Origin of the sequence: Actinoplanes sp. NPDC049118 (assembly GCF_040648555.1) — a bacterium.
GTDB lineage: Bacteria > Actinomycetota > Actinomycetes > Mycobacteriales > Micromonosporaceae > Actinoplanes.
In genome coordinates this window covers 1-20576 of sequence record NZ_JBEZDY010000053.1, presented here as the reverse complement: position 1 = coordinate 20576, position 20576 = coordinate 1, and the positions used below count along the sequence as shown (strand labels likewise).

Here is a 20576-nt window from a genome sequence, read left to right as displayed (position 1 = left end):
CAGGTCGTCCGGCGCCCAGGTACGGACCATGTCTTCGATCACGAATCAGAGATCATGCCGCAGATCCATGACCATCCAAATGAGACACGCCCTAAGTGCGCTGCCTAGACGCTTACGCCAGTGGCGCCTGTGCCTTCCCCTCGATGACGGTTGGCCTCCACCGGATACGTGCTCGGCGCTCAGGAGAGGGTGATGTGATGCGATGCGAGCCACTCGTTGACCTCGATCAGGTAGGTGGTGGTGGTTGGCGAGATGTGTTCGGCTGTCGTCTGCGGCTGCGCGAGAACATCGGTGATGCGGCGCAGGTCGAGCAGCGGGTGTAGTGGCGCGTCTCGGTTGGCGGCGATGGCTTGCAGCCGTTCTCGTTGGTGCTGCCGCCAGGCCGGGAGCAGGTTCGCGGTGGGGAACGGCCGCGGTCGTAGCCAGGCGACGTCGGCGGGCAGCAGGTCGGCGACGGTGTGGCGCAACAGGCCGTTGGGGATGCCGACCAGGTGCCGAAGGGCGATCGGCATGTTGAACAGGTAGTGCGCGAGTAGCCAGTCCGCGAATGGGGTGTGCGCGGTGAGCCCGGCCGCGTCAGCGAGCTGATCTAGGCGGGTCAGCAGGTGCGGCAGGTAGCGGGTGAGGGTCAGGTACGCCATGGTGCGGTCTCGGCGGGCGAGCCTGTCGGCCCCGTCGAGGTGCGGGACTCCTGCGGCGGCGTCGTCGTAGCACTGCTTGCGATACCCGCCGGGCAGGAGCTGCAGACGGGCGTACGGGTTGAGTAGGTCGGCGACGGCCAGGCCGTGCCGGTGCCAGGGGAAGTCGTCGGTGGCGACGGTGACCGGGTCACGGAGCCACCGGTATCCACCGAACACGGCGTCGGCGCCGTCGCCGGTGACGACGCGGGTAGCGCCCGCGGCGGCGGCCCGGCGCAGGACCACGAGCAGGGCGGCGTCGCTGCCGGCGTCACCAGGGAAGTCGAGCGCGGTGCGGGTGGCCGCCGCGGTTTCGATGAGCGCGTCCGCGTCGACGGTGAGCACGGTGTGACGCAGACGCAGATGCTCGGCGGCCCGAGCGGCCTCGATCACGTCGGCGCCCGTGCCCGATGGCCGACTGTCGGGTCCGGCGACCGTGAGGGTCCAGGCAGCCGGCCGGTGCACGGACGTGCCGGCGGTGAACACCGCGGCGGCGGCGGAAGCGACGCCGCCCGACAGCAGCACGGCCCCGGCAGGTCGGGCACGCAGCGCGGCGGTGCTCTCGGCCAGCGCGCCACGCACGACCCGCACGGTGGTGTCGAGATCCTCGCGGTGTTCGTCGGCGTGCAGGCGCCAGTAGCGGTGGTGACGTAGCCCGGCCGGGGTGGCGCAGACCAGTTCACCGGGCAGGACCTCGGCCACCCCACGGATGACGCCGCGGCCGGGAGTCCGCACAGGCCCGAGGGTGAGCAGCTCGTTGAGGCCGTCGGCGTCGACGACCGGGGCGACGTCGGGGTGGGCCAGCAGCGCGGTGGCGCGGCTGGCGAAGGCGAGACCGCCGTCGACAGGCGTGTAAAAGAGGGTCTTGGCGCCGAGTGGATCGCGGATCAGCAGGAGATGCCGGGCCTTGTTGTCCCAGATGGCGATGGCGTAGCTACCGTCGATCCGGTCGGCCAGCCCTGCGCCCCAGGCGCGGTACGCGTGCAGCAGGACCTCCGCGTCGCCAGAGAGCGGCCGCGGCCGCTGGTAGAGGTGTTGCTCAAGGTGATGCCGGCCGGTCAGCCGGCCGTCGATCGCCACGGCGAGGTCAGGGTCGGGGCGCTCCGGGTGCCGCCAGTCGGCGTAGCCGCCGTCGAGGCCGCGGTGGGCGAACGCGGCGTGCCGGGCGAGCCGGATGACATCTCGTCGTAGCGGCGCCGGGCTGAGCGCGGCGGCCATCGCGTTGACCGTGGGTCGTTCGTCGCGCAAGTCCCGCGCGTGGTGGATCCAGCCGGTGAGGGCCATGCTGATGTCCTCGCTCCTCGAAGGGGTCAGCTGATCTCCGGCGGCCAGCACCGGTGCGGACTGCTACGTCGGCCGGTGGGCGGACGTCGCATCGGCCAGGCGGGCACCCCGTCCAGCAGCCAGCGAGGATCGCCAGGCTGGTACCCGGCGGCGGTGAGCGCGGCGAGTTCTGTGTCGGTGTTCGCTACCGCATAGGCGGCGACACCGGCGCGGTCGAGGCGGCGGTGCCGGTGCTCCAGCAGTGCGACAGCGTCGCTGATGCTTCCAGTGGCCAGAGCAATGAGGTGCAGATACGGGCCGTGGGGACGGTGCCCAGAAAGTCGATCTCGGATCGCGGTGGCGGACGGTTCACCCGCGATGGCGAGCAGCCTCGCGAGGCCGGGCGGCTCGGGCAGGGCGATGGTGCGGTCCAGCCAGACGGCGGCTCCATACGGTGGCAGCAGATCGACGTGGCCGTGACCGAGGGCATGTTTGACGAGGATCCGGCACAGTCCGCGCAGCATGATCTCGCCGCGGTCACCGCCCATTGCCAGCAGGTGAGCCCATGTTTGGCCTGCCGGGCTGCGCGCGACGAGGGCAGCGACCGCGGGGATGCCGAACGGGGTGGCGCCAACGACGGTGGCCGGGGCGGCGATGGGCGGTTGCCGCGTTGCCGTGCCGGGGGCGCCCGCACGGCCTGACTTCTCGGCGGAGCAGGCAGGATTTCGGCCGAGGGGCAGGGTCATCACAGGCGCGCCTTTCCAGGGAGATGGCGAGGGTCAGCCGGCTTCGATGCGGACGATGCCGCCCGGTGGAACTACGCCCAGGGCGGTCATCGCTCGTTCAGGCACGCGCATGCAGCCGCGGTTGATCGGCTCGCTGTGGTCCGCCGGTTCGGCGTGGATGGTGAGTAAGCCCGGGTTCCGGTCCTCGACGTGGGCGGCGAGGCGCAGCAGCAGCAGCGGTGTTAGCTGTGTTCGGCGGACGCTGGCAAGAAGGAAGGTCCGTCCGGGCGGGATGGAGGCCCGCAGAGCGCCGAATGACGCGGGCCAGGTGGCGACGGGCCGGCTGTCGTACAACAGCCGTAGGACGCTGGCGCCGAAGTCGATCTGGATGTCGTAGCGGCTGCGGGCGCTGGTGACCCGGGTGGCGTCGAGCCAGCCTGTGGTTCCGCGCGGCCGCGACGGCAGCAACACACGCACCCAGCCCGGCTGCTGCTCGATGACCGGCAGCCAGGTCTCCCCGACGGGCAGGACTGACCGGATCCGCGCGAAGGCCGTTCCAGCAGGGCTGCCGAACACGGGCAGCGGCGCGCGCGGATGCACGACCAGGCCCAGAGTGTCGCGGCCGTGTTCCGAATCGAGCGGTGCGCCGGCCAGTGTGCTCTGCCCGGCGGCCTCGGGAAGCTCCTGCAGCGTTGCAGCGGCGACGAACGGCACGAGGGTGGCACGGGTGAACAGGGGCCGGCCGTTTCGACCGAGGGTTGGCAGCCGGGCGCTGATACGTGCTGCCGCTGGCCCGGCTGCTGTGGTGTGGCGCGCGTTTGACGCGCGCGGGTCAGCCGACATCGACCCGGACGCGGCGGTCGGGAGCGCCGGGCCCGGTGACCGGACCCTCGCTGGTTTGCTGTAGGGCCCGGCCGCGTCGGCACGCACGAGGTTCCGGTCGTCTGCGGTGGGTGCGCCAGCGGCCGTGGCGGTGGCTGTGCGTCGAGGTGTCGCGGTGGCAGGTGCGGCGGCAACGACACCCGATCGGGGCGGCAGCCATGAGGCAGCTGGTGAGAGGGCGCATGCGCATGGCGAGGCTCGGCCTTTCGGATCCTGATCGAAACCTTCTGTTACTGGACGCAAGCGTTGGTGCGGCACGGGCCGCACGGTCAGCGGATTCACTGGGTGCCGCGGGACCTGCCGGCCTCCGCGCGACGGCACGCAACGATCAGCAGTAGTCGTGCGACGACGGCGCGTCTGCGTCGAGGCGCTTTGGCCAGCAGCGATGCAGTCGGTGCCGGGATTGGTGGTGCAGCTGTGTGCTGCTGAAGGTGCGGCCGCGGTTCGGGGACGGCCCGGCGTCGAGGCGGCTCGGCGTCTACAGTCGTGGGATCGTTGACCACAGGTTCGACCCTCGGGGATATCGTGCGTTCGGGGTAGCTAACCGGGGCTGTCCGGGGCTGTCCTCCCGCCTCTCAATCTGGCCGTCTTGACGCAGCACCGGCCGGGCAGGTATTCACCATGGAAAGCGCTTAGGGTGCCCTTATGGACGCCGTGGCCAAGCCCCGATCGACGGGAGACGACCCCACATGGTGGTGACGACGCACCAGCTGTTACAGCCCGAGATGGGCGTACGGCTGCCGGCAGACGTGCGCGCGTCACTCATCGGGATGGGGGCCGCGTGTAATCAGGCTGCGGTCCATCTGCACCAGGGCATGACGTTCACGCTTCAGGTCGAGTCCGCAATGGAGACACAGCGAACTGGCCAACGAACCTGCCGACTAGCGCAGGAAGTGACCCACGATCTTCAGCGCCTCGCCGATCAGCATTTCGAGCAGTCGATCATCGTTCTGGCTCGGGCGAGCACGATATACGCCGTGTACGCGTCGCAGGTGGCCGCCGCCGTGGCCGACGGAGAACGGCCGCCGCTACCCGGCTCGGAGTTCATCCGCCCGTCCGACCTCATCACCGCATGCGGGTTCTACTTGCCGGAGGTGCATTTCGCCGAAGGCAGCGCAGAACCGCAGGTCGTCACGCAGCAGAACGCGACGATCAGCAGCGGCCGAGCGCATCTCGTCGACCTGGTCACGAACCGAATGCAGGGCGTTTCGCCGCTCGCGTACGACGACATCGCCACCGTCACCCTCGAGGGTGACGGTGGCGAGAGCCGGCTCGTCGAGTTCGCTGACGCGTTGCACACCTATGCCACCGTGCTCGTCTGGGCATTGGCCGTCTTCAGCGGTGACGGGCACGACGGCGCCGACGGCGGCAGTACGCCATGACCGCCCACGGCATCGACGTCAGGAGCTCAGGCGGCGTGCCCCCGGCATCATTGCACTCGCGCTAGAAAACGAAGTCCTGGTCGACCGGGAGCCCCAGGCTCTCCACGTCGATCTCCAGCGCCGCGGCGATGAGATGCAGGCTGTACTGATTCGGATGCTTCCGATCGTTCTCCCACTTGCTGATCATGATGAGTAGCGAGTGCAACGCCGCGGTACCGCGATGTTCGGCACCGACTTCGCGCATGCGGTGTGCCAGTTGCAATTGGGACCACTGCCTGGCCATCCGGGCCCGGCGCAGCCGCCGGCCATAGGTGAAAGACTCCTCTGATTCGTTGTCGGCCGCCCTGGCCGAGGTCACTCCGGGTTCGCCTCCTCCGATTCCTGGCTTCGATGCGGGCAGCGCGGGTCCCAGCGTCGCACCGTCAGCACGCGTTGTTGCGGGTATTCCACTGGTGTACAGCACATCGTCCCCCATGGTGATGCGGGTCGTTGAGGGCCTCATCGGTCGGTGCGGAAGAGCGCGCTAGTGGCCCATGCCGGCTCCGCCGTCGACGGGGATGACAGCACCAGAGATGTAGGCGGCCCCGTCGCTGGCGAGGAAGGACACCGCCGCCGCGATCTCCTCGGGCTGCGCGGCGCGACCCAGCGGGATCTGCGAGCGCATATGTTCGCGTTGCTGCTCGGTCAGCGCGGCAGTCATCGGCGTCTCGGTGTACCCGGGGGCGACGACGTTGGCAGTGATGTTGCGGCTGCCCAGCTCTCGCGTCAGGGACCTGGCGAACCCGACCAGCCCTGCCTTGGACGCGGCGTAGTTGGCCTGTCCGCGCTCGCCGCGCAGCGCCACGGCCGAGGAGATGAAGATCAGCCGGCCCCACCTGGCGCGCAGCATGGCCTTGCTGGCCCGCTTGGCAACGCGGAATGCCCCCGTCAGATTCGTGTCGATGACCCCGGTGAAGGCATCGTCGTCCATACGCATCAGGAGCTGATCCCTGGTGATGCCTGCGGCGACGACGACGATCTCGGCGGCGCCGAGCTCCCGCTCGACCTGCGAGAAGGCGTCTTCGACTGACGCAGAATGTCCCACGTCACAGTGGACCGCGAAGAGTTCGGCGGGCGGCGCCGAGTCACGGTAGGTGACCGCCACACGGTGCCCGTCCTTGGCCAACTCGCGGGCCGCAGCGTTACCGATGCCGCGCCCGCCCCCGACAACCACAACCGTTCGACTCATGGATCTCCTCCCGCATCGCGTGGCGGACGACCCCAGAAATCGCTGGTCATGGCAGCACAGGCCAACCAGGACGCCCCCACGCGACGATGAAGCCAACATGGTGCACCCTGCGATGGCACGTTGACTACACAGTGCGACTTAGTCATTGGCACTGTCGGATTCACCGAGTCCAATCCCGCGAACGGACGACTTCCTGACTTCACTACGTGACGACAAGCGACCAAGCCGTCCACATACGTCGAAAATTCATTGATCAACGCTGCTAGGTTCGGTGCTTCGACCAAAGGTTCTTTCGGTTCGATACCCGCCGCTGCCACGGGGAGTGCGATGACACCACGACAGCCCGCCGGCCGGTACAGGCCGGCGGCTCTCGACAGAGCAAGCCCTGAGCTCGGCAGGCTCGGACGGCCTGCGGGTACACGCACGACGTACAGGTTGACCTGCAAGCACCGAGTGACGGGGGTCCGGCATGCCGCGCCGAGCTGACGCGATCATCGAACAGAACACACTTCTCCTCGGCGCTCGCCAGCGTCACCCATCACGGTTCCGGAAGCTGCGGTGGATGTCGCGAGGCGAGCTGGCCGACGCGGTCAATGCCGCCCTTGACCGGCTCTACCCTGGCCAGTCCAGCGACCTGCACGTTGACTATCGATGGATTGGCAAGCTCGAGCGGGGAGAACACCGCTGGCCCTGCGAGGAACGTCGTGCCGCTCTCAAGGATGTTCTCGACGCCGGCTCCGACGCCGAGCTGGGCCTGTACAACCCTCGAAGCGCCGACGAGGCCACGGCGTTCGGCATGGCCGCCGCGAAGGAGCCCGCAGTGATTGACACGACCGTCCCCCACCCAGCCCGCCGGTACAATTACTGGTTGGGCGGCAAGGACCATTTCGCCGTCGACAGGGAATCCGGCGACATGATCGCGACAGCGTTCCCCGGTGTTGTCACGACGGCCAAGGAGAACCGGGCCTTCCTCAAGCGGGCAGTCCATTTCCTCGCCGAGGCGGGTATCCGACAGTTCTTGGACATCGGCACGGGCCTGCCCGCTCCCGACAACACCCACGAAGTCGCGCAACGTGTCGTGCCTGACGCCCACGTGGTCTACGTAGACAACGACCCAATCGTCGGGGTCCACGCTCGCGCCCTGACGGTCGGTGACGAGCGCGGTCGTACCGCCTACTTGCAGGCTGATCTACGCGATCCCGAGTCAATCCTTCAGCATCCCGCTGTCGCAGCGACACTCGACCTCACTGAACCTGTTGGACTGCTCCTGCTCGCCGTGCTGCACTTCATCGAGGACGACGACCAGGCCGCCGACATCGTGCGCCGGCTCACCGATGCCCTGCCCGACGGCAGCTACCTGGTACTGAGCCACTTCACACTGGACTTCAACACGGCAGAGGAGGTTGCGGCATACAAGCGAATCAGCGATGCCGGCCAGGCCGACGCGTACCCGCGAACCAGACCAGTCGTCGCGAGGTACCTCGAAGGGATGCAGATCCTGGACCCAGGCGTCGTCGCGGTCAGTGAATGGCGCCCCGACCGCGGGCCAGACCGTCGACCGACCGTTGCCGAGGTTGCCCTCTGCGGCGCAGTCGCGGGCCTACCAATACGCAGAGCGTCGTAGTCGCCAATGTCTGAGTGCCTAGGCCGTTACCCCACTAATGGTCGTCCCAGCGACTCATTGCGGATACCACATTCCCTTGCACGTGACAGTTTTCAGAAGTCGGACACAAGGTCGGTATCCCCAACGTTGAATCCATGTGAGACGTTGAAGGGCGCGTGAGTTGCGCCGGTCCCGCCAAACCGGACCGCGCTTCGGTAGCCGCGCACGCGAGTCGCTGTCGGCTGACTCGTGTCCCACCTCTGCCCGGGAGCGCGATGGTACAACGTCATTCCGTCAGCGAACCGAACGAACTGGCTAGGTTGATCAAGGCATGGCGTTTGCGCCTACGGCCTAACGACATCCCTGGTCTGAGCTCCGCCTACCCGAACGCGGCTGTCCGCCGGCACGCGAGCAAGGAACTGGTCGCGACTCTCACCGGCTGCAGCATCGGCTGGTACGCCACGCTCGAACGCGGCGAGACACAGAACTACAGCGACGACTTCCTCAACCGCGTCGCCTACACACTGCGATTGAACCCCGCCGAGAAGAGCATGCTCTTCTTCCTGGCCACCGGACATGCGCTCACCACGACCGTGCACGAGTCGAGGATGCGGCGCACTCCGACCGTTCAGCGGATCCTCGACGCCCAGCCCTGGCCGGCCTACGTCAACGACGAGGCCTGGGACCTCATCGCCGTCAACGCACACATGAGCAAGTGGTTCCCCTGGGTGGAAGGCCACGAGAACAACATCATGCGCTGGGTGTTCACCTTCCCGGAGGCCCGCACGCAGCTACACCGGTGGGACAAGGACTGGGGGCCGCAGATGTTCGCTCAGATGCGGTTCGCCCAGGCGCGCCAGCCGGAGAACAAGAGGCTGGCCGCGGTCATCGAGGAGATTCTGGACGTCAACCCCGACGCCCGGCGCTTCCAGGAGCAGCCGATCACCTACCCGCACCCGGACGGCGACCATCGCTGCCTGCACCTGCCTCTGCACCAGCGGCTCCAGCCGATCGAACTGATCGCGTTCGCGCCGCTGCGCGCGCAGGGAAGCCGGTTCATGATGCTCGTGCCGATCGACCGCGACGAGAGCCAGAAGCCGGCAGCGTCACCGGGCGCGTAGCTTCGCCTCGCCCTCTGCGGTGTGCGCCAGAACCTCCATGAGATCGTGCGCCGGGTCGCCGAGATACCGGTACGCGGTAGCCATAGTGATCACCAGTCGCTCCGGATTGCCCCACCGGGCATAGGCCGGCGGTATCGCTGACGGGTCGCCCGCTTCCCAGTACGGCAGACCGCTCGCGTACGCCTTCTCGGCGCGCTCCGCCACCCATTCGAGGTAGCCGCGGAACTCGGCGACGCCCGATGGATCTGTCACGGGGCCGTGTCCGGGCACGATGCGCTCGGCGCCGGTCGCCGTGATCCGGTCGCACGCGGCGATCCAGTTCTGTACCGGCCCGGTCCACATGATCGGGTGCCCGCCGATGAACAGAATGTCGCCGGCGTATACGACGCCGGCGTCCGGCACGTGCACGATCACGTCGCCATCCGTGTGCGCTGGCCCGACCTCGAGCAGCTCGATCCTGCGGTCACCGACCGCCACGTCCAGCCGACCGCTGAACGTTCGCGTCGGCGGCGTTACCTCAATCCCGGTGAAGTCGAAGCCGCCGAAGTGCCGCCGCATGTAGTCACCCAGAGGCGTGCCCGGCGACCCGTGGCCGCTCAGGGCCGCCAGCTCAGCAGGCTGCACTTCCTCGCCCATGCCGTGGCCGCAGGCGGCCGAACCGATGATCTCCACACCGTTGATCAGCTGGTTGCCCCAGCAGTGGTCCCCGTTCGCATGAGTGGTCACCACCGTACGAATCTGGACGTCTGGCCGCAGGGCAGCGACGGCGGCGAGCAGGTCGCGGGTGAGCGGCAGATCGAACTGGGTATCGACCAGCAACGCGTCCCTACCGGAGACGAGCAGGCCGCAGTTGCTCCAGCCCCACGTTCCCGGCGGGCTCAGATAGGCCCATGTGCCGCGGCCGAGTTCATGCATTCCCCGTCTGAATTCCAGACCCCCCATGGCGGTCATCCTGTTACGCGATCGGCACAGGCACAAGCCAACCCATCGGTAACCATCACTGACGCCTGTGTCGGTTTCACGACAGTGGAGTTCCGGGTGACAGGTGACAGGTCGTCCGTCGTTGGGGATTGACCGGCACCGCGCGCGCACCACATGTCCGCGCGCACGCGCGCGTATAGCCGTCAACCGGGAAAGTGCGGAACATCTGTCACCTGTCACCTAGGCTCCGGGACGACCCGCAGGTATGTCCGCACGCGCACGCGCGCGCGGACAGCCGTTAAGCGGGAGAATCCGGAACATCTGTCAGCCGTCACCTCGGCTCCGGGACGACCCGCAAGCCGGATCACGCCGACACCGGCAGGACACCCTGCTCGTCCTCGCCGGCCAGCAACGCCACGCCGGTGTAGAACCGCTGGCCTTTTCCCCCTCGCGCGTCGGCGACCCCGAAGCGGCCCTGCAGCTCCTGCGTCAGGCGCTTCGCCGACACCGGCCGCTCCCCCGATTGTTCACACCACCGGTCGTAGGCCTCACGCAGGACTCCTACCGCCGTCCGGACCGTGGTGGATCCCGGCTGCCGGTGGCATTGCTCCTCGACGAACCGGCCCACGGTGTCCTGGTCACGGGCGTAAGCAGCGGTCGCCGAGGACACCGACGCCGGCTCGCGAAGACCGCCTTCGTGATACGCCGCGGCTCCCGCGATGATCCACGCCAAGATCGCTGGCGCGTCCGCGGCAAGGCGCTCCCCTAGCTGCTTGTCCTGCTGCTCCGGCGGCACCACCCGGTTGAACGGCAACACCCGGATCCGCCGCCAGAACGCCGGACCGCCCGCCCGCGCCGCCGGCAGATGGTTGCCCAGCAGCCACAGCGTGTGGCTCGGCTCGAACGTGAACCAGTCACGACGCATGAACCGCGCCGACAAAGAGTCACGGCCCGTCAGCTGCTTAACACGAGCCTCGGCGAACCGCTGACCCTCGTCGAGTTCCGCGCACACCACCAACCGGGCACCGGACAGCTGCGCCAGCTCGGCGGGATGCTCCGCATGCTTACGCACCATCAGCATCTCCGACGACCCGGCCCGTGCATAGCCATCATCGCCGCGGCCCAAGGCGTGCATCGCCGCCTCCAGCAACGTAGATTTACCGTTCGCACCAGGGCCGACTGCGAATGGAAGGAGTTGTTCGAGCACGCTGCCGATCGCCGAAACGCCGATCAGCCGCTGCACGTACCCGGCCAGTTCCGTGTCCTCGCCGAACGTGTCATGCAGAAACTTGTCGAACACCCGCGACCGGTTGGCGAAGTCCGGTGCCGCCACCGTCGACCGGGTATGCAACAGATTCGGCTCCGGAGCGCGGAGCACCCCCGTACGCAGGTCAACGACCCCAGCAGGAGTGTTCAACTCGTACGGCCGGGCATCCAGCGCCGCCAGCGGCACCGTGACGGCCGGGTCCGACCGGGCCAGCCGCACCACGCCCGACACCCCGCCAGCCGACAGCGCCTGCGACCGGAAACGACGCCATCCACCGGCCGTCGGCAGTTGCCGGGCGAGGTCGCGGACGTACTCGCGATGCCGCTCGGCGTCGTCCCACACCCACCGGTGCCCCGCCCACAACAACCACGCTCCACGCTGAGGGCAATACCTCAGTTCATCGCGGTGATGGGCGACCAGCGCTCGGGCGAGGCCGTCCTCCGTCGGCCCCCAGGCGGCTGGAGCCAGCAGCGGCTCCCGAGCAACCTCGGCCTGGGCGTATCTCGTAGCGTCGGAGCTGTGCTGGCCATCTCTCACTTCAGATGATCGGCGGCCCGCTCGGGAGGTAGGCGCCTCCGACGCGGGTCCATAGCCCGCGGTCCGCAGTGCCCGCGCCGCCGCCGCATGGTCACCGCCATGATGCAAGACCGCGAAGGCGTGGAACTTCGTGATTGGCGTTTCCGTCTCGAAGATCGTGCTGCTGCTGAACACGTACAGACGATCACGGTCGTCCGCGTGTCCCGTCGTAGCCGAAACTCCCACCTGCTTGCCCGGACGCCGCCAGTACCGAGTACGAGCCACCGCATGAACCAGGGACCAGCCCGCCGGCTCAAGAATCTCGCGCCAGTCCGTACGACGTTCGAAATCAGAGCCTGGAGCTTCGTCGCCGGCTGCTACGCCTCCCGTTCTAGGCACATGAGGCGCGCCAGCGGGACGCGCATCAAGGGATCGGACAAGATCGAGCAGGGTTGCCCGTTCGGCAGCGGAAATCAGCTGAATGCGAGCCGGAGTCGATCCGTCGACCGCCATCCATGCTCTACGGCTCTCGTGCACCGTGCCATGCGAGGGAGCCACGATCGTGTAGCCGCCCTCACCTCGCGTCTCGGCCAAGGTCTTCACCTTGTCAGTGGGGTCGGCGGCAAGCTCTTCAGCCGTTGCGAGACGACAGGCCAACTTCAGATTCCGCCCAACCTCAGCTCCCTGCACCCGGTAGAGCAAGTGCACGCCACCGGACGGAGTGCGCTCGGTATAGCCGTCGACGGTGAGACGACGCCACAGCTGTGTCAGACCCGCGGCTTCTACCAATTCAACCAGTGCGGACCCTATTCCCTCTGCGATTGCGCGCCCTTCGAGCTCAAGCATCTCCAAGCCAGCCGATGCCGAGCCACAAAGGACCGCGATTCCAGGGGGCTCGCCTGCGAACCAATGACGCACTTGTTCACGATCGGCTCGCGCGGTCTGAAATTTGCGCCACGGTACCAACGGCGCCTTACTCCCATCTGCTCGGATCGGGATTACGGCGCAATTGGCGTCATACCACGCCAGTGCAGCTGCCAACATCTCCGGTCGTTCGTCCACCCAAGCCCCATCGAGTGTTCGGCGTAAGGCTCACCCGAGTGACCATCTCAAGGGATACCGGTCGCATCGTTGTGAGGTCAGCCGTGAACACGGCACGACAATGCCATGTTTCGCGCACGATGCAGCTGCCAGTAGTTGTCCGACGCTGTCTCCTCCTAGCCCACTCCCCTCCCTAACGAGACCGGCGGCATATTCCACTCCGTCAGGCTGATCGCCGGGACAACCCCAGACAACTTCCCGAACATCGACGCGCCTAGTAGCCATGTAGTCACGAGCTACATCGCCCACGACTGGCAACTGTTGCGCAGCCGCAGTGCCCAAGATCGACACAGCTGTTCGAGGGAGAAACAATGCCGCCGGAACAACGCAAGGCACTGAATGACGAGCTTCTCAGCGTAGACGATGTTGCTGAACTACTGAAGGTTCCCGTCGGCACACTCCGAAAATGGCGCACCGGCGGTAGCGGGCCAACCGCATTCCGAGTAGGCAAGTACCTCCGCTACAGGCTTTCCGCTGTTGAGCGATTCATCAAAGAGCAGGAGGATAGAGAACCCAATTGAGCACTCCCACATCCGAAACCGCCCCGCACCCCTGGTCGTCGGCGTGGTACGTGGCGGTGTCCGCCTCCGCGCGGTCAGGGCCGCCAGGCCGGTTGCGTCGCCGACGAACCGGACGGATGGCGGCGAGGTTCCGCGAGATCCCGGCCGAGGCGGCAGCACAGTGCCGGCCAGCCTCGACCGCACGGACACATTCCCAGCCCACCGGGGCCACCGGGCAAGGCGACGTCGCAGCCTCGCCTGGTAGCGCAGCGGCAACATGGAAGCGATCCCGCCAAGTTCCAGCGCCCCGGCCCGAAGGCTGACCATAGGACGAACCCGCGATCTTCGGCGATTCACCGGTTTCACGATCATCAGGCGGAATGACCAGTGACGTCCGTCGAGCTCTTCGGGTCCGCCAAGGCCAGCCAGGTTGAGATGCTGCGCCGGATCGGCGAGTTCAGCGCCGCAGGGATCTTCCTCGCCCCGCCGACGCCGGCATCGACGTCACCGGCACAGGCACCGGCCGGTCATCGGTGGGCGCGGGCTGCCCGACCCGGACCGCCGCTAACCGGTCGGCCTAGTACTGCAACGGCAGTTGGCGGAGTGGGTAGCCGCGGCGACGTCGGGGACGTGGATCCCGCCCGCGCCGCCCGAATCGTCCCCACCAGCAACGGCGAAAACGGCGTGCCGCGTCGAACGGTTCAACACGCGTACGTCGCTCGGCGGCCCACCTAAACGCCGGCGACGGCGACGGGTCACTCCCAACTCTCGACACCGGCGCCAGCCGTGGCCCGGTGCACGCCGGCGAGTTGCGTGCAGTGACCGCAGTAGGGGCAGACTGGCAGACCGAGAGCCCACCGGCGGGTACGCGCCGTCACGGGGTGACTGGGCCGCCCGAATCGTCGCCTTCGATAGTTCCGACCCGACCCAGCCGCGCATGATACACCCCAAATCCTGCAGGCTGTTTTCGCATGGCATACGCGGAACAGCGCCGCAGCCCCACGCCGTGCGTGCCCAGGCGAATGATCGGTCGCCACCTGCCCCGACCCGACCCTGCCCTTAGCCCGCGGCGACAATGGCCTGCATCGAGCGGGGTTGCATCAGCACAGATATGAAATGCATCAGTACAGACGCATACCCCTCGCCCATCAAGGGTGAGGCGCTGTGGCGGCGATTCTGAAGTGCTACCCGTGGTGCCGTATTAGAGTGGATAGCTGACATCTCTATCATGCTGGTGTCGAATGATTGGCATTCATCACCGGATGACAGGAACCTACTAGGACCACCCGTGATCCGATCTCGGGGGATAAGGGCCGCCATGCATATCGGTGCGACCATGGTACAGGGCGACGATTTTGTGTACTGGAAGAGAAGGCTGACGCACAATATGTGGATGCGCGTATTTCCTCAAGGAAACGGCATCCCGCCGGGAGTTTACGGGCTCGACTCTGATGGCAACCGCATAATGGATGCAAGGTACCAGTATGCCCTCGACGTCGAAATGAAGATCATCTTCGTGTCGTCTAAAGTGTGTTGTCTTTACAAGAACGAGGCAGGCGAAACGGACGACGAAGGCGGTTTCGCTAAGGTCATGGACGTCCTTGAACAACTTGCCAATCTTAAGGATGACAAAGGCAGGGGTTTCGACGAGGTCTGGTACACAGAGCACCACGAACCAGAGAGGGACTTCAAAAAACCACCGCAACCAGATCAGCCGCCGGAAACAGAGCGGCGGGACTGCAAGCCCCAACCGGATGGACTGTACGGTACGGAGGCCTATAAGCGTGCGATCACCATGGCCATCACCCATGTTGAGAACTTGCGGAAATCGTCTGACGTGTACCGTGACAAGATCAAGGTCGGTCCAGTCCTCACTCGATATTGGACAGAGGAATACCGCGACCGCCACCCCGAGGATACCGAAGACACCCCTTGCCCCCTGTACGGCCACTACGATCCGGGTATCGGCGATTTCTTTGGTGTGGACATGTACGGCAAGAGCGAAACAGATAACCCACCGAGAGTGGTGACCAACCTGACGCCTACCGCGGATTTCCTAAGGGAGTTCAAAAACTACAAGTACGAGTCTTCCGATCCCCATGCAGGCCCCGACAACCGTATCCGTTGTTTCCCTGAGCTTGGCTACATCGGAATTCCTGCCGACCATGACGGCGCCATGCGCGCCAGATGGTTGCACGAGGTCTACGACGAGGTGTCCACCTGGAATGAGGCCGAAACCGGATGGAAGTTTCAAGGCTTCATCTGGTGGAACGCCAAAGGTACTCCGTCGGACAACCCGGTGCAGGGTATAGGTATACATCGATGGTTTGAGCTGAACAGAAGGCACAACGGGCTTCGCTACTGTCCGACCTGCCCCGTGCCAAACCCCCCCAACTGTAGGCACGGGAATGTTGACCGTGAAGGTGGTTACGACACCTTTGAGGTACCCGCATCAAAGGCCCAGGAGACGTTCAACCACCTGGTTGAGTGCAATTTCCACTGTGCGGGTAATGACCATTGCCGGACTCAGGGCGGCCTGCCGTAGTGATGCCATCGCCTCCTTAGCCGAATGGCCACGGTGTCCGGCCGTCAAGGCGAACTCGTGGCCATCGCACGCGGTCGCCCGTTCGACCCCGACGTTCCCGACCTCGACCCTTATGGGGAGAGCCGGCGGCGGGACCGAGCTGAGATACGGGGAGTTGCCGCAGTGTCGATGTGCTGGTGTGACCTGCGGTAGCCGGGAGGGACGCTGGCGGCTGGAGATGATGCGATCGTCAGAAGCCGGCGTGGCGACGACACCTCGAAGCGAGGAAGCGGCATCGCCCAGAAGGCCTTACAGCCTTCGCCCGTCCCTACCCGGTTCAGCGTTCTCAGCCGTCCACCGGGCGTGTTCGAGCGAGTAGTACCGGCCGGTCTTCAATTCGCGGTAGCGAACTCAGTGAACACCACGGCGACGCGCGGTCCACACCACCCTCGTCCTGCGCCACGTCGAAGCGGCCCGCTACGCAGGATGAGAATGGCCAGTCTTGATGGCGGCGTCATCAGTTGTCACCACCATGTTCCGTCGGTATGTGCTGCTCCTTGCACATTTTGATGAAGTCGGTGCTGGTGTAGCTTCGGGTCCGTCTGCAGACCTCGTATCCCTCGTGGCCGCCTGTGTCGTTGGTGTTGCCTTCGACAGTGGTGAACGCCGTCGGACCGGCTCGCAGGACGACGCCGGTGTGGTTCCAGTCGCCCGGGGCGCGCTGGATTAGGAATACGTTGCCCTTGTGCAGCCGCTCCCAGTCGGCATCTTCCTCTTCGACGAACAAGCCCGCGTCAATGGCCTGCTTGGCGAGGTCGTCGCAGCGGCACGATCCCTCGATTGGCGGAGGTACTTCCATCGAGTCCGCCGCCTGGGTCATCAGGAAGGTCACGAAGCCGGCGCACCAAGCCCAATCGTTGCCCTGGTTACCGCGCATGTAGAGCCGCACCCACGGGCCGCGGTTGCGGTCACCGACCTCTCGCGGGTGGCTCGCCAGGTGCGCTTTGGCATACTCGATGATCGCCAGGGCGAAGTCGGGGTAACTGCTATCCAGCCGCTTGACCAGCACCTCGGTCATCGGCCGGACTAGGTCTTTCCACGTCTCGGGGTCGACCGCGCCGGTCTCGGGCAGGCTTCTGGCCTCCTGGAAGTCTTGGACCGCCTGCTTGGTGGCCGTGCCGAAGTCACCGTCCACGACGACGCCGCGGTCGTGCAGGTTCAGCCACTCCTGCACCCGCCGGACCGCCGCGCCCGAGCTGCCCTCTGCTGGACGGCCGGCGAGTTCTACCTCGGCGCGGATCCAGGCGTGCAACTCGTCGGTAGACGTTTTATAGACAGTGCTCACTTGAGCCTCCGGAAAGGTGGTGAATTGTGATACTGGCAGGTTGCCGGGAGCCTCGTCGAGAAATCACGCGATGCATTTCTGGAGGCGTCGACGTCACACGAGAAAATAAGAGCCGGCCAATTCACGATGCAAGATGCATGGTGATCTCTGATCTATTCCGAAGATCAAACTCGTGCGCCGACTATCCTGCAGACCTCGAGACGCGGCTGAGAAACCGATCCTCGGCTATATCGGTGGTGGGTACGCCGCCCCACTGGGTTCCAGAAGAACTCCGCGTTTGTTGCATAGCAACGACTTCTCCTGTATAGTACTGCGACGGCATTTGGGTTGATCTTCTTTGCCAGTGGCTTTGCTGGGCTTGCCATTGCCGATGGCGTCGGAAGCGTGACCAGCCGATGATGTGCTCGTTGTCCGGGTGATGCCCGTTGAGCAGGGCGGCGATCAGTCGGCGGGCTTCGGGCACGCTGATCGCGATGAGCTGATCGGGGTCGAGGCCGGTACCCCTTTTTGGTGTTCGCCGGCGCGGACGGCGGCCAGCCAGGCCAGGGCGAGCATCGACAGGGTGATGTGGGCGTACCAGCCTCGCCAGGTGCGGACTTGGGAGTGGTCCAGGCCGGTCTCTTGCTTGGCTTGCTTGAAGCATTGCTCGACCGGCCAGCGCCGGCCGGCGACCCAGATCAGGGTGGCCAGAGTGCTGCGGCGCGGTGCGTAACAAACGTAGTAGGCGATCTCGGTCGGGTCGCGGATACTGCGCCGCGCGAGGAGCCAGTGCCCACGTCCGGGGGCCCAGTACGGACGGAGCGGAACTCGTACCCAGCCATAGACGCGGGGTCCGCGGGCGCCGTCGCCACACGACATCCGCTTCCACGCCCGTGCCGGTAGCGTATCGATGATGGCGTTGACCCGGCCGTAGCCGATGCCGCGGGCGGACACGTCGTCGTTGCAGCGGGTCGCGACCACATGGAACACGTCGCGTTCCTCGAGCCAGACCCGAATATATTTGACCTGCCCGAACGCCTCGTCAGCGGTGAACCACATGAACGGCACCTGCGCGTCGAGGGCCCGTTGCAGCATGTCCAACGCGACCCGGGGCTTGCGAGCGAAGCCGGTACAACCCTTAGCGCCAGCAGGTCACCGCGCCTCACGGGATGGACGACCTCGATCCATTCCCGACCACCGAACTCGATCAAGCATCGCGGCAGCGCCCGCAGATGCCGGCACTCGAAACCCGCGAAGTAGGGCGTCTCCCGATCACGAACGTCGCGGCCGTGCAGATGCACCTGTGCGGGGTCGATCCCGCGACCGATCAGGTACGCGAAAACGGCTCCTCCCGCTCGATGGAGCGGACTGTTCGGGCTCTACCGGCCTTCCAGGTGCTGCCGGGCCAGAGGATGATCGACGTCGTCAACGACCTCGAGGCAGAGTCGCTCCACAGCGAGAGCGCCTTTTGTCGATCGCCTCGGCGAAGTACTCTCGATCGGCCAGACGTAGCCAGCGCTCCATTCCTTCGAACTGGGGCAACATCGCATGGCGTTCAGCCCTGCCGGCCGTGGGATCTTCCTTGATGGCATGCAGGCGCGTCAACGCCGTCTCCAAACTGTCCCCGCGGCGCCACAGCAACGTCAGGTCGAGGTGAGGCTGCCGGCTCCCTCGAACATGAAGCTCACGCCCCGTTTGCGGCCAACAAGCGCCTGCCGGAAGACACGGCGGGGGTCATAGCCGTTGCTCAACGCCTCGACGAACTCGGAGCTCCATCGGTCATCGCGGTCGAACTCCACATTCAGGTCGACGTCACCTGGCTGCGGCGCTCCCCTCGCGAACGACCCAAAGACGTACACCTCACGGACCAGCCGCAATGGCCGCTCCCCCGGCCCTCGACAAGACGCTCCAGCACGCCCTCAGTCAGCGCTAAAGCCCGCTGACGTTCCATGACTCACCTCCGCATCTCGTCGAGGAGATCGGGCTTCCACCTCACCAGCTCTCGCTGTCCGACGCGCCTCCGCCGATCGTTCCGCGAGTTGCAGCATGTAGGCCCGTCGCGCATGCTCTGCCATCTTCGCCCGGACCTCGGGCTCCAGGACGCCCAGCGGGTCCACTTGCTTCTCGAAGCGTGCCAGGAACGAAGCCGTCGCTGATGCGGTCCGTCCTTGCCGATCCGCGGTGTTCGCCCACGACGCGTGCGCCGCGATCCGCGCCCTGCGCGTCCGTTGCCGCGGGGTCAGCGCCATCCCGGTCACCTCCTGCCGCTCAGACTCGTTCACCGATACGCAGCCGCGCATGCACCTGCTGCGCCCGCTCCGCCGCCGCGCTCGCCCCGTAGCGGCGGGGCATGTCGTCCGACGCCCAGCCGAGCACCATCATCAAGTCGCCTGTGTCGCCGCCGGCCAGCTTCCACTCGTGCGCGAAGTTGTGCCGCCACCGGTGCGCATGCACGTTCGCCACGCCGGCGGCCTCACCCCGGCGCCGCAACATGATCTTGACGCCGTTCGAGGCCAACGGCGTCTCGCCCTTCTCAGGCAGCCACAACGCCGGCGAACCCGCCGCCCGCCTGCGGGCTCGTAACCGCAGGTACTTACTCAGCGCACGGCCGGTCCGCGGACCGAAGCGGACCCGGCGGTCCTTCATGCCCTTGCCGTGGAACAGCAGCGAGTCGTTGTTGAGGTCCGCATCTTCGAGTTCCAGGCCGGCGACCTCCGACAGGCGGGCGCCGGTGTTGTAGAAGACTCGGATGATCGCCTCGTCGCGCAGCGACAGAAAGTCCTTGCCCTTGCACGTCGCCAAGATCTTCGCGGTGTCGTCATCGCCGAGGATGGGGATGAGCCGCTGCTCGGTCTTCGGCTGCCGCACTCGATCCAGCGGCGAACGCTCCAGGTCTTCCTCTTCGACCAGCCACTTGAAGAACTGCTGCAGGCTCTTGTGCTTGTTCAACGCCGTCGACGCCGACCGGGTCCGCACCATCCACGCCTGGAACTCCTCAACGTGCCCCCGCTCCACCTCAACCGGATCCTCCGACGCCGACCCGGCATCAAGCTGGCCAGCATGATCCAGCAGGTACCGGTTCAGTTGCGCGGCCGCCAGCAGGTAGTTGTAGCGGGTCGTCTCCGGGTAGTTCCCGCCCCGCAGCGTGCGGTCCCAGTCCCGCAGGTAGTCGAACCAGGCAGGGGCCAAGCCACGGCAGACCTTCTGGAGATCAAGCACAACCTCACCCCGCAGCCGCCCGTCGATATCCGCCGCTGGACCCATTACCTCGATGGAAAGAGGAGCATCGCCGCCTCGTACGACGCCACTTCAGCATCAGGTAGCCCCGGCTCTATGACGAGTTGTCTCCGGTTGTCTGCGGTTAGCCCTGCAGTTGAGGGGCCGGTTCAAGCAAAGGCCTATCGCGGGTCCTCGACGACGGGCAGTTGCCGCCCGGTGTGGGACAGCGGGACTGTCTCGCTAACGGTGTTTCCGGCGTCTTCGGTTAGTAGGTTTCGGCGGCCGGGAACCGGTCGCCGAAGGTGATAGAGAAGGCGTTCAAG

Annotated in this window: 15 protein-coding genes and 1 pseudogene; 5 read left to right on the top strand and 11 right to left on the bottom strand. The window is 66.2% G+C overall.

Features of this window, described 5'->3' with window-relative positions; translation table 11 throughout:
- Positions 1-179: 179 nt before the first annotated feature.
- Genes AB0B58_RS41635 through AB0B58_RS41625 form a run of 3 tightly spaced genes read right to left on the bottom strand, consistent with a single transcriptional unit; the run spans position 180 to position 3379 of the window.
- Positions 180-1961 (bottom strand): asparagine synthase-related protein, encoded by a 1782-nt coding sequence (locus AB0B58_RS41635; protein WP_360236719.1) that lies wholly within the window; start codon positions 1959-1961, stop codon positions 180-182.
- Positions 1962-1987: 26 nt separating this feature from the next.
- Positions 1988-2686 carry a hypothetical protein gene (locus AB0B58_RS41630; protein WP_360236716.1) on the bottom strand — a complete coding sequence of 233 codons (699 nt, stop codon included), beginning with the start codon at positions 2684-2686 and terminating at the stop codon, positions 1988-1990.
- A 33-nt stretch (positions 2687-2719) separates the two neighbouring features.
- Entirely contained in the window at positions 2720-3379 is a 660-nt protein-coding gene (locus AB0B58_RS41625) for a hypothetical protein (RefSeq protein WP_360236713.1), read from the bottom strand.
- A gap of 857 nt (positions 3380-4236) precedes the next feature.
- Here AB0B58_RS41625 and AB0B58_RS41620 point away from each other — a divergent pair.
- A complete protein-coding gene (locus AB0B58_RS41620) occupies positions 4237-4929 on the top strand; it encodes a hypothetical protein (protein WP_360236710.1) in 693 nt (230 codons plus the stop codon).
- Between the two features lie 61 nt (positions 4930-4990).
- On the opposite strand, the gene AB0B58_RS41615 is transcribed toward AB0B58_RS41620, so the two are convergent.
- Positions 4991-5287, bottom strand: coding sequence for a helix-turn-helix transcriptional regulator (locus AB0B58_RS41615; protein ID WP_360236707.1), 297 nt, complete (start codon positions 5285-5287; stop codon positions 4991-4993).
- 165 nt (positions 5288-5452) lie between these two features.
- Complete coding sequence (fabG, locus tag AB0B58_RS41610) at positions 5453-6157, bottom strand: 3-oxoacyl-ACP reductase FabG (protein ID WP_360236704.1); 705 nt, start codon at positions 6155-6157, stop codon at positions 5453-5455.
- 562 nt (positions 6158-6719) lie between these two features.
- On the opposite strand from fabG, the gene AB0B58_RS41605 reads away from it, so the two are divergent.
- Both AB0B58_RS41605 and AB0B58_RS41600 read left to right on the top strand, forming a co-directional pair.
- Complete coding sequence (locus AB0B58_RS41605; protein ID WP_360236701.1) at positions 6720-7781, top strand: SAM-dependent methyltransferase; 1062 nt, start codon at positions 6720-6722, stop codon at positions 7779-7781.
- A 317-nt stretch (positions 7782-8098) separates the two neighbouring features.
- Positions 8099-8881: a helix-turn-helix transcriptional regulator gene (locus AB0B58_RS41600; RefSeq protein ID WP_360236698.1), complete on the top strand. Its 783-nt coding sequence runs from the start codon at positions 8099-8101 to the stop codon at positions 8879-8881.
- On the opposite strand, the gene AB0B58_RS41595 is transcribed toward AB0B58_RS41600, so the two are convergent.
- A complete protein-coding gene (locus tag AB0B58_RS41595; RefSeq protein ID WP_360236694.1) occupies positions 8867-9832 on the bottom strand; it encodes an MBL fold metallo-hydrolase in 966 nt (321 codons plus the stop codon). The genes AB0B58_RS41600 and AB0B58_RS41595 overlap by 15 nt on opposite strands.
- Positions 9833-10166: 334 nt before the next feature.
- On the bottom strand, positions 10167-12629 hold the full coding sequence (locus AB0B58_RS41590; protein WP_360236722.1) for a phage/plasmid primase, P4 family: 2463 nt from the start codon (positions 12627-12629) through the stop codon (positions 10167-10169).
- A gap of 368 nt (positions 12630-12997) precedes the next feature.
- Here AB0B58_RS41590 and AB0B58_RS41585 point away from each other — a divergent pair, with 368 nt between their 5' ends.
- Both AB0B58_RS41585 and AB0B58_RS41580 read left to right on the top strand, forming a co-directional pair.
- The gene (locus AB0B58_RS41585) at positions 12998-13207 is read left to right on the top strand and encodes a helix-turn-helix domain-containing protein (RefSeq protein ID WP_360236691.1); all 210 of its coding nucleotides are present in this window, start codon (positions 12998-13000) and stop codon (positions 13205-13207) included.
- A 1297-nt stretch (positions 13208-14504) separates the two neighbouring features.
- On the top strand, positions 14505-15731 hold the full coding sequence (locus AB0B58_RS41580; RefSeq protein ID WP_360236688.1) for a hypothetical protein: 1227 nt from the start codon (positions 14505-14507) through the stop codon (positions 15729-15731).
- Positions 15732-16227: 496 nt separating this feature from the next.
- On the opposite strand, the gene AB0B58_RS41575 is transcribed toward AB0B58_RS41580, so the two are convergent.
- From AB0B58_RS41575 to AB0B58_RS41560, 4 genes and pseudogenes are all read right to left on the bottom strand, one after another.
- Positions 16228-17055 carry a peptidoglycan-binding domain-containing protein gene (locus AB0B58_RS41575; RefSeq protein ID WP_360236685.1) on the bottom strand — a complete coding sequence of 276 codons (828 nt, stop codon included), beginning with the start codon at positions 17053-17055 and terminating at the stop codon, positions 16228-16230.
- A gap of 441 nt (positions 17056-17496) precedes the next feature.
- Positions 17497-18162 (bottom strand): annotated as a pseudogene (locus AB0B58_RS41570) (transposase); the annotation flags it as partial.
- Between the two features lie 515 nt (positions 18163-18677).
- Positions 18678-18911 (bottom strand): nucleotidyltransferase domain-containing protein, encoded by a 234-nt coding sequence (locus AB0B58_RS41565; RefSeq protein ID WP_360236682.1) that lies wholly within the window; start codon positions 18909-18911, stop codon positions 18678-18680.
- Between the two features lie 391 nt (positions 18912-19302).
- Positions 19303-20253 (bottom strand): tyrosine-type recombinase/integrase, encoded by a 951-nt coding sequence (locus AB0B58_RS41560; protein ID WP_360236679.1) that lies wholly within the window; start codon positions 20251-20253, stop codon positions 19303-19305.
- Positions 20254-20576: the final 323 nt, after the last annotated feature.

Excerpts from the sequence above, each read along its gene's own strand:
- AB0B58_RS41580 (WP_360236688.1), top strand. The coding sequence starts at position 14,505 with ATGCATATCGGTGCGACCATGGTACAGGGCGACGATTTTGTGTACTGG.
- fabG (WP_360236704.1), bottom strand. The coding sequence starts at position 6,157 with ATGAGTCGAACGGTTGTGGTTGTCGGGGGCGGGCGCGGCATCGGTAAC.
- AB0B58_RS41605 (WP_360236701.1), top strand. The coding sequence starts at position 6,720 with ATGTCGCGAGGCGAGCTGGCCGACGCGGTCAATGCCGCCCTTGACCGG.
- AB0B58_RS41590 (WP_360236722.1), bottom strand. The coding sequence starts at position 12,629 with ATGTTGGCAGCTGCACTGGCGTGGTATGACGCCAATTGCGCCGTAATC.
- AB0B58_RS41635 (WP_360236719.1), bottom strand. The coding sequence starts at position 1,961 with ATGGCCCTCACCGGCTGGATCCACCACGCGCGGGACTTGCGCGACGAA.
- AB0B58_RS41595 (WP_360236694.1), bottom strand. The coding sequence starts at position 9,832 with ATGACCGCCATGGGGGGTCTGGAATTCAGACGGGGAATGCATGAACTC.
- AB0B58_RS41585 (WP_360236691.1), top strand. The coding sequence starts at position 12,998 with ATGCCGCCGGAACAACGCAAGGCACTGAATGACGAGCTTCTCAGCGTA.
- AB0B58_RS41620 (WP_360236710.1), top strand. The coding sequence starts at position 4,237 with ATGGTGGTGACGACGCACCAGCTGTTACAGCCCGAGATGGGCGTACGG.
- AB0B58_RS41630 (WP_360236716.1), bottom strand. The coding sequence starts at position 2,686 with ATGACCCTGCCCCTCGGCCGAAATCCTGCCTGCTCCGCCGAGAAGTCA.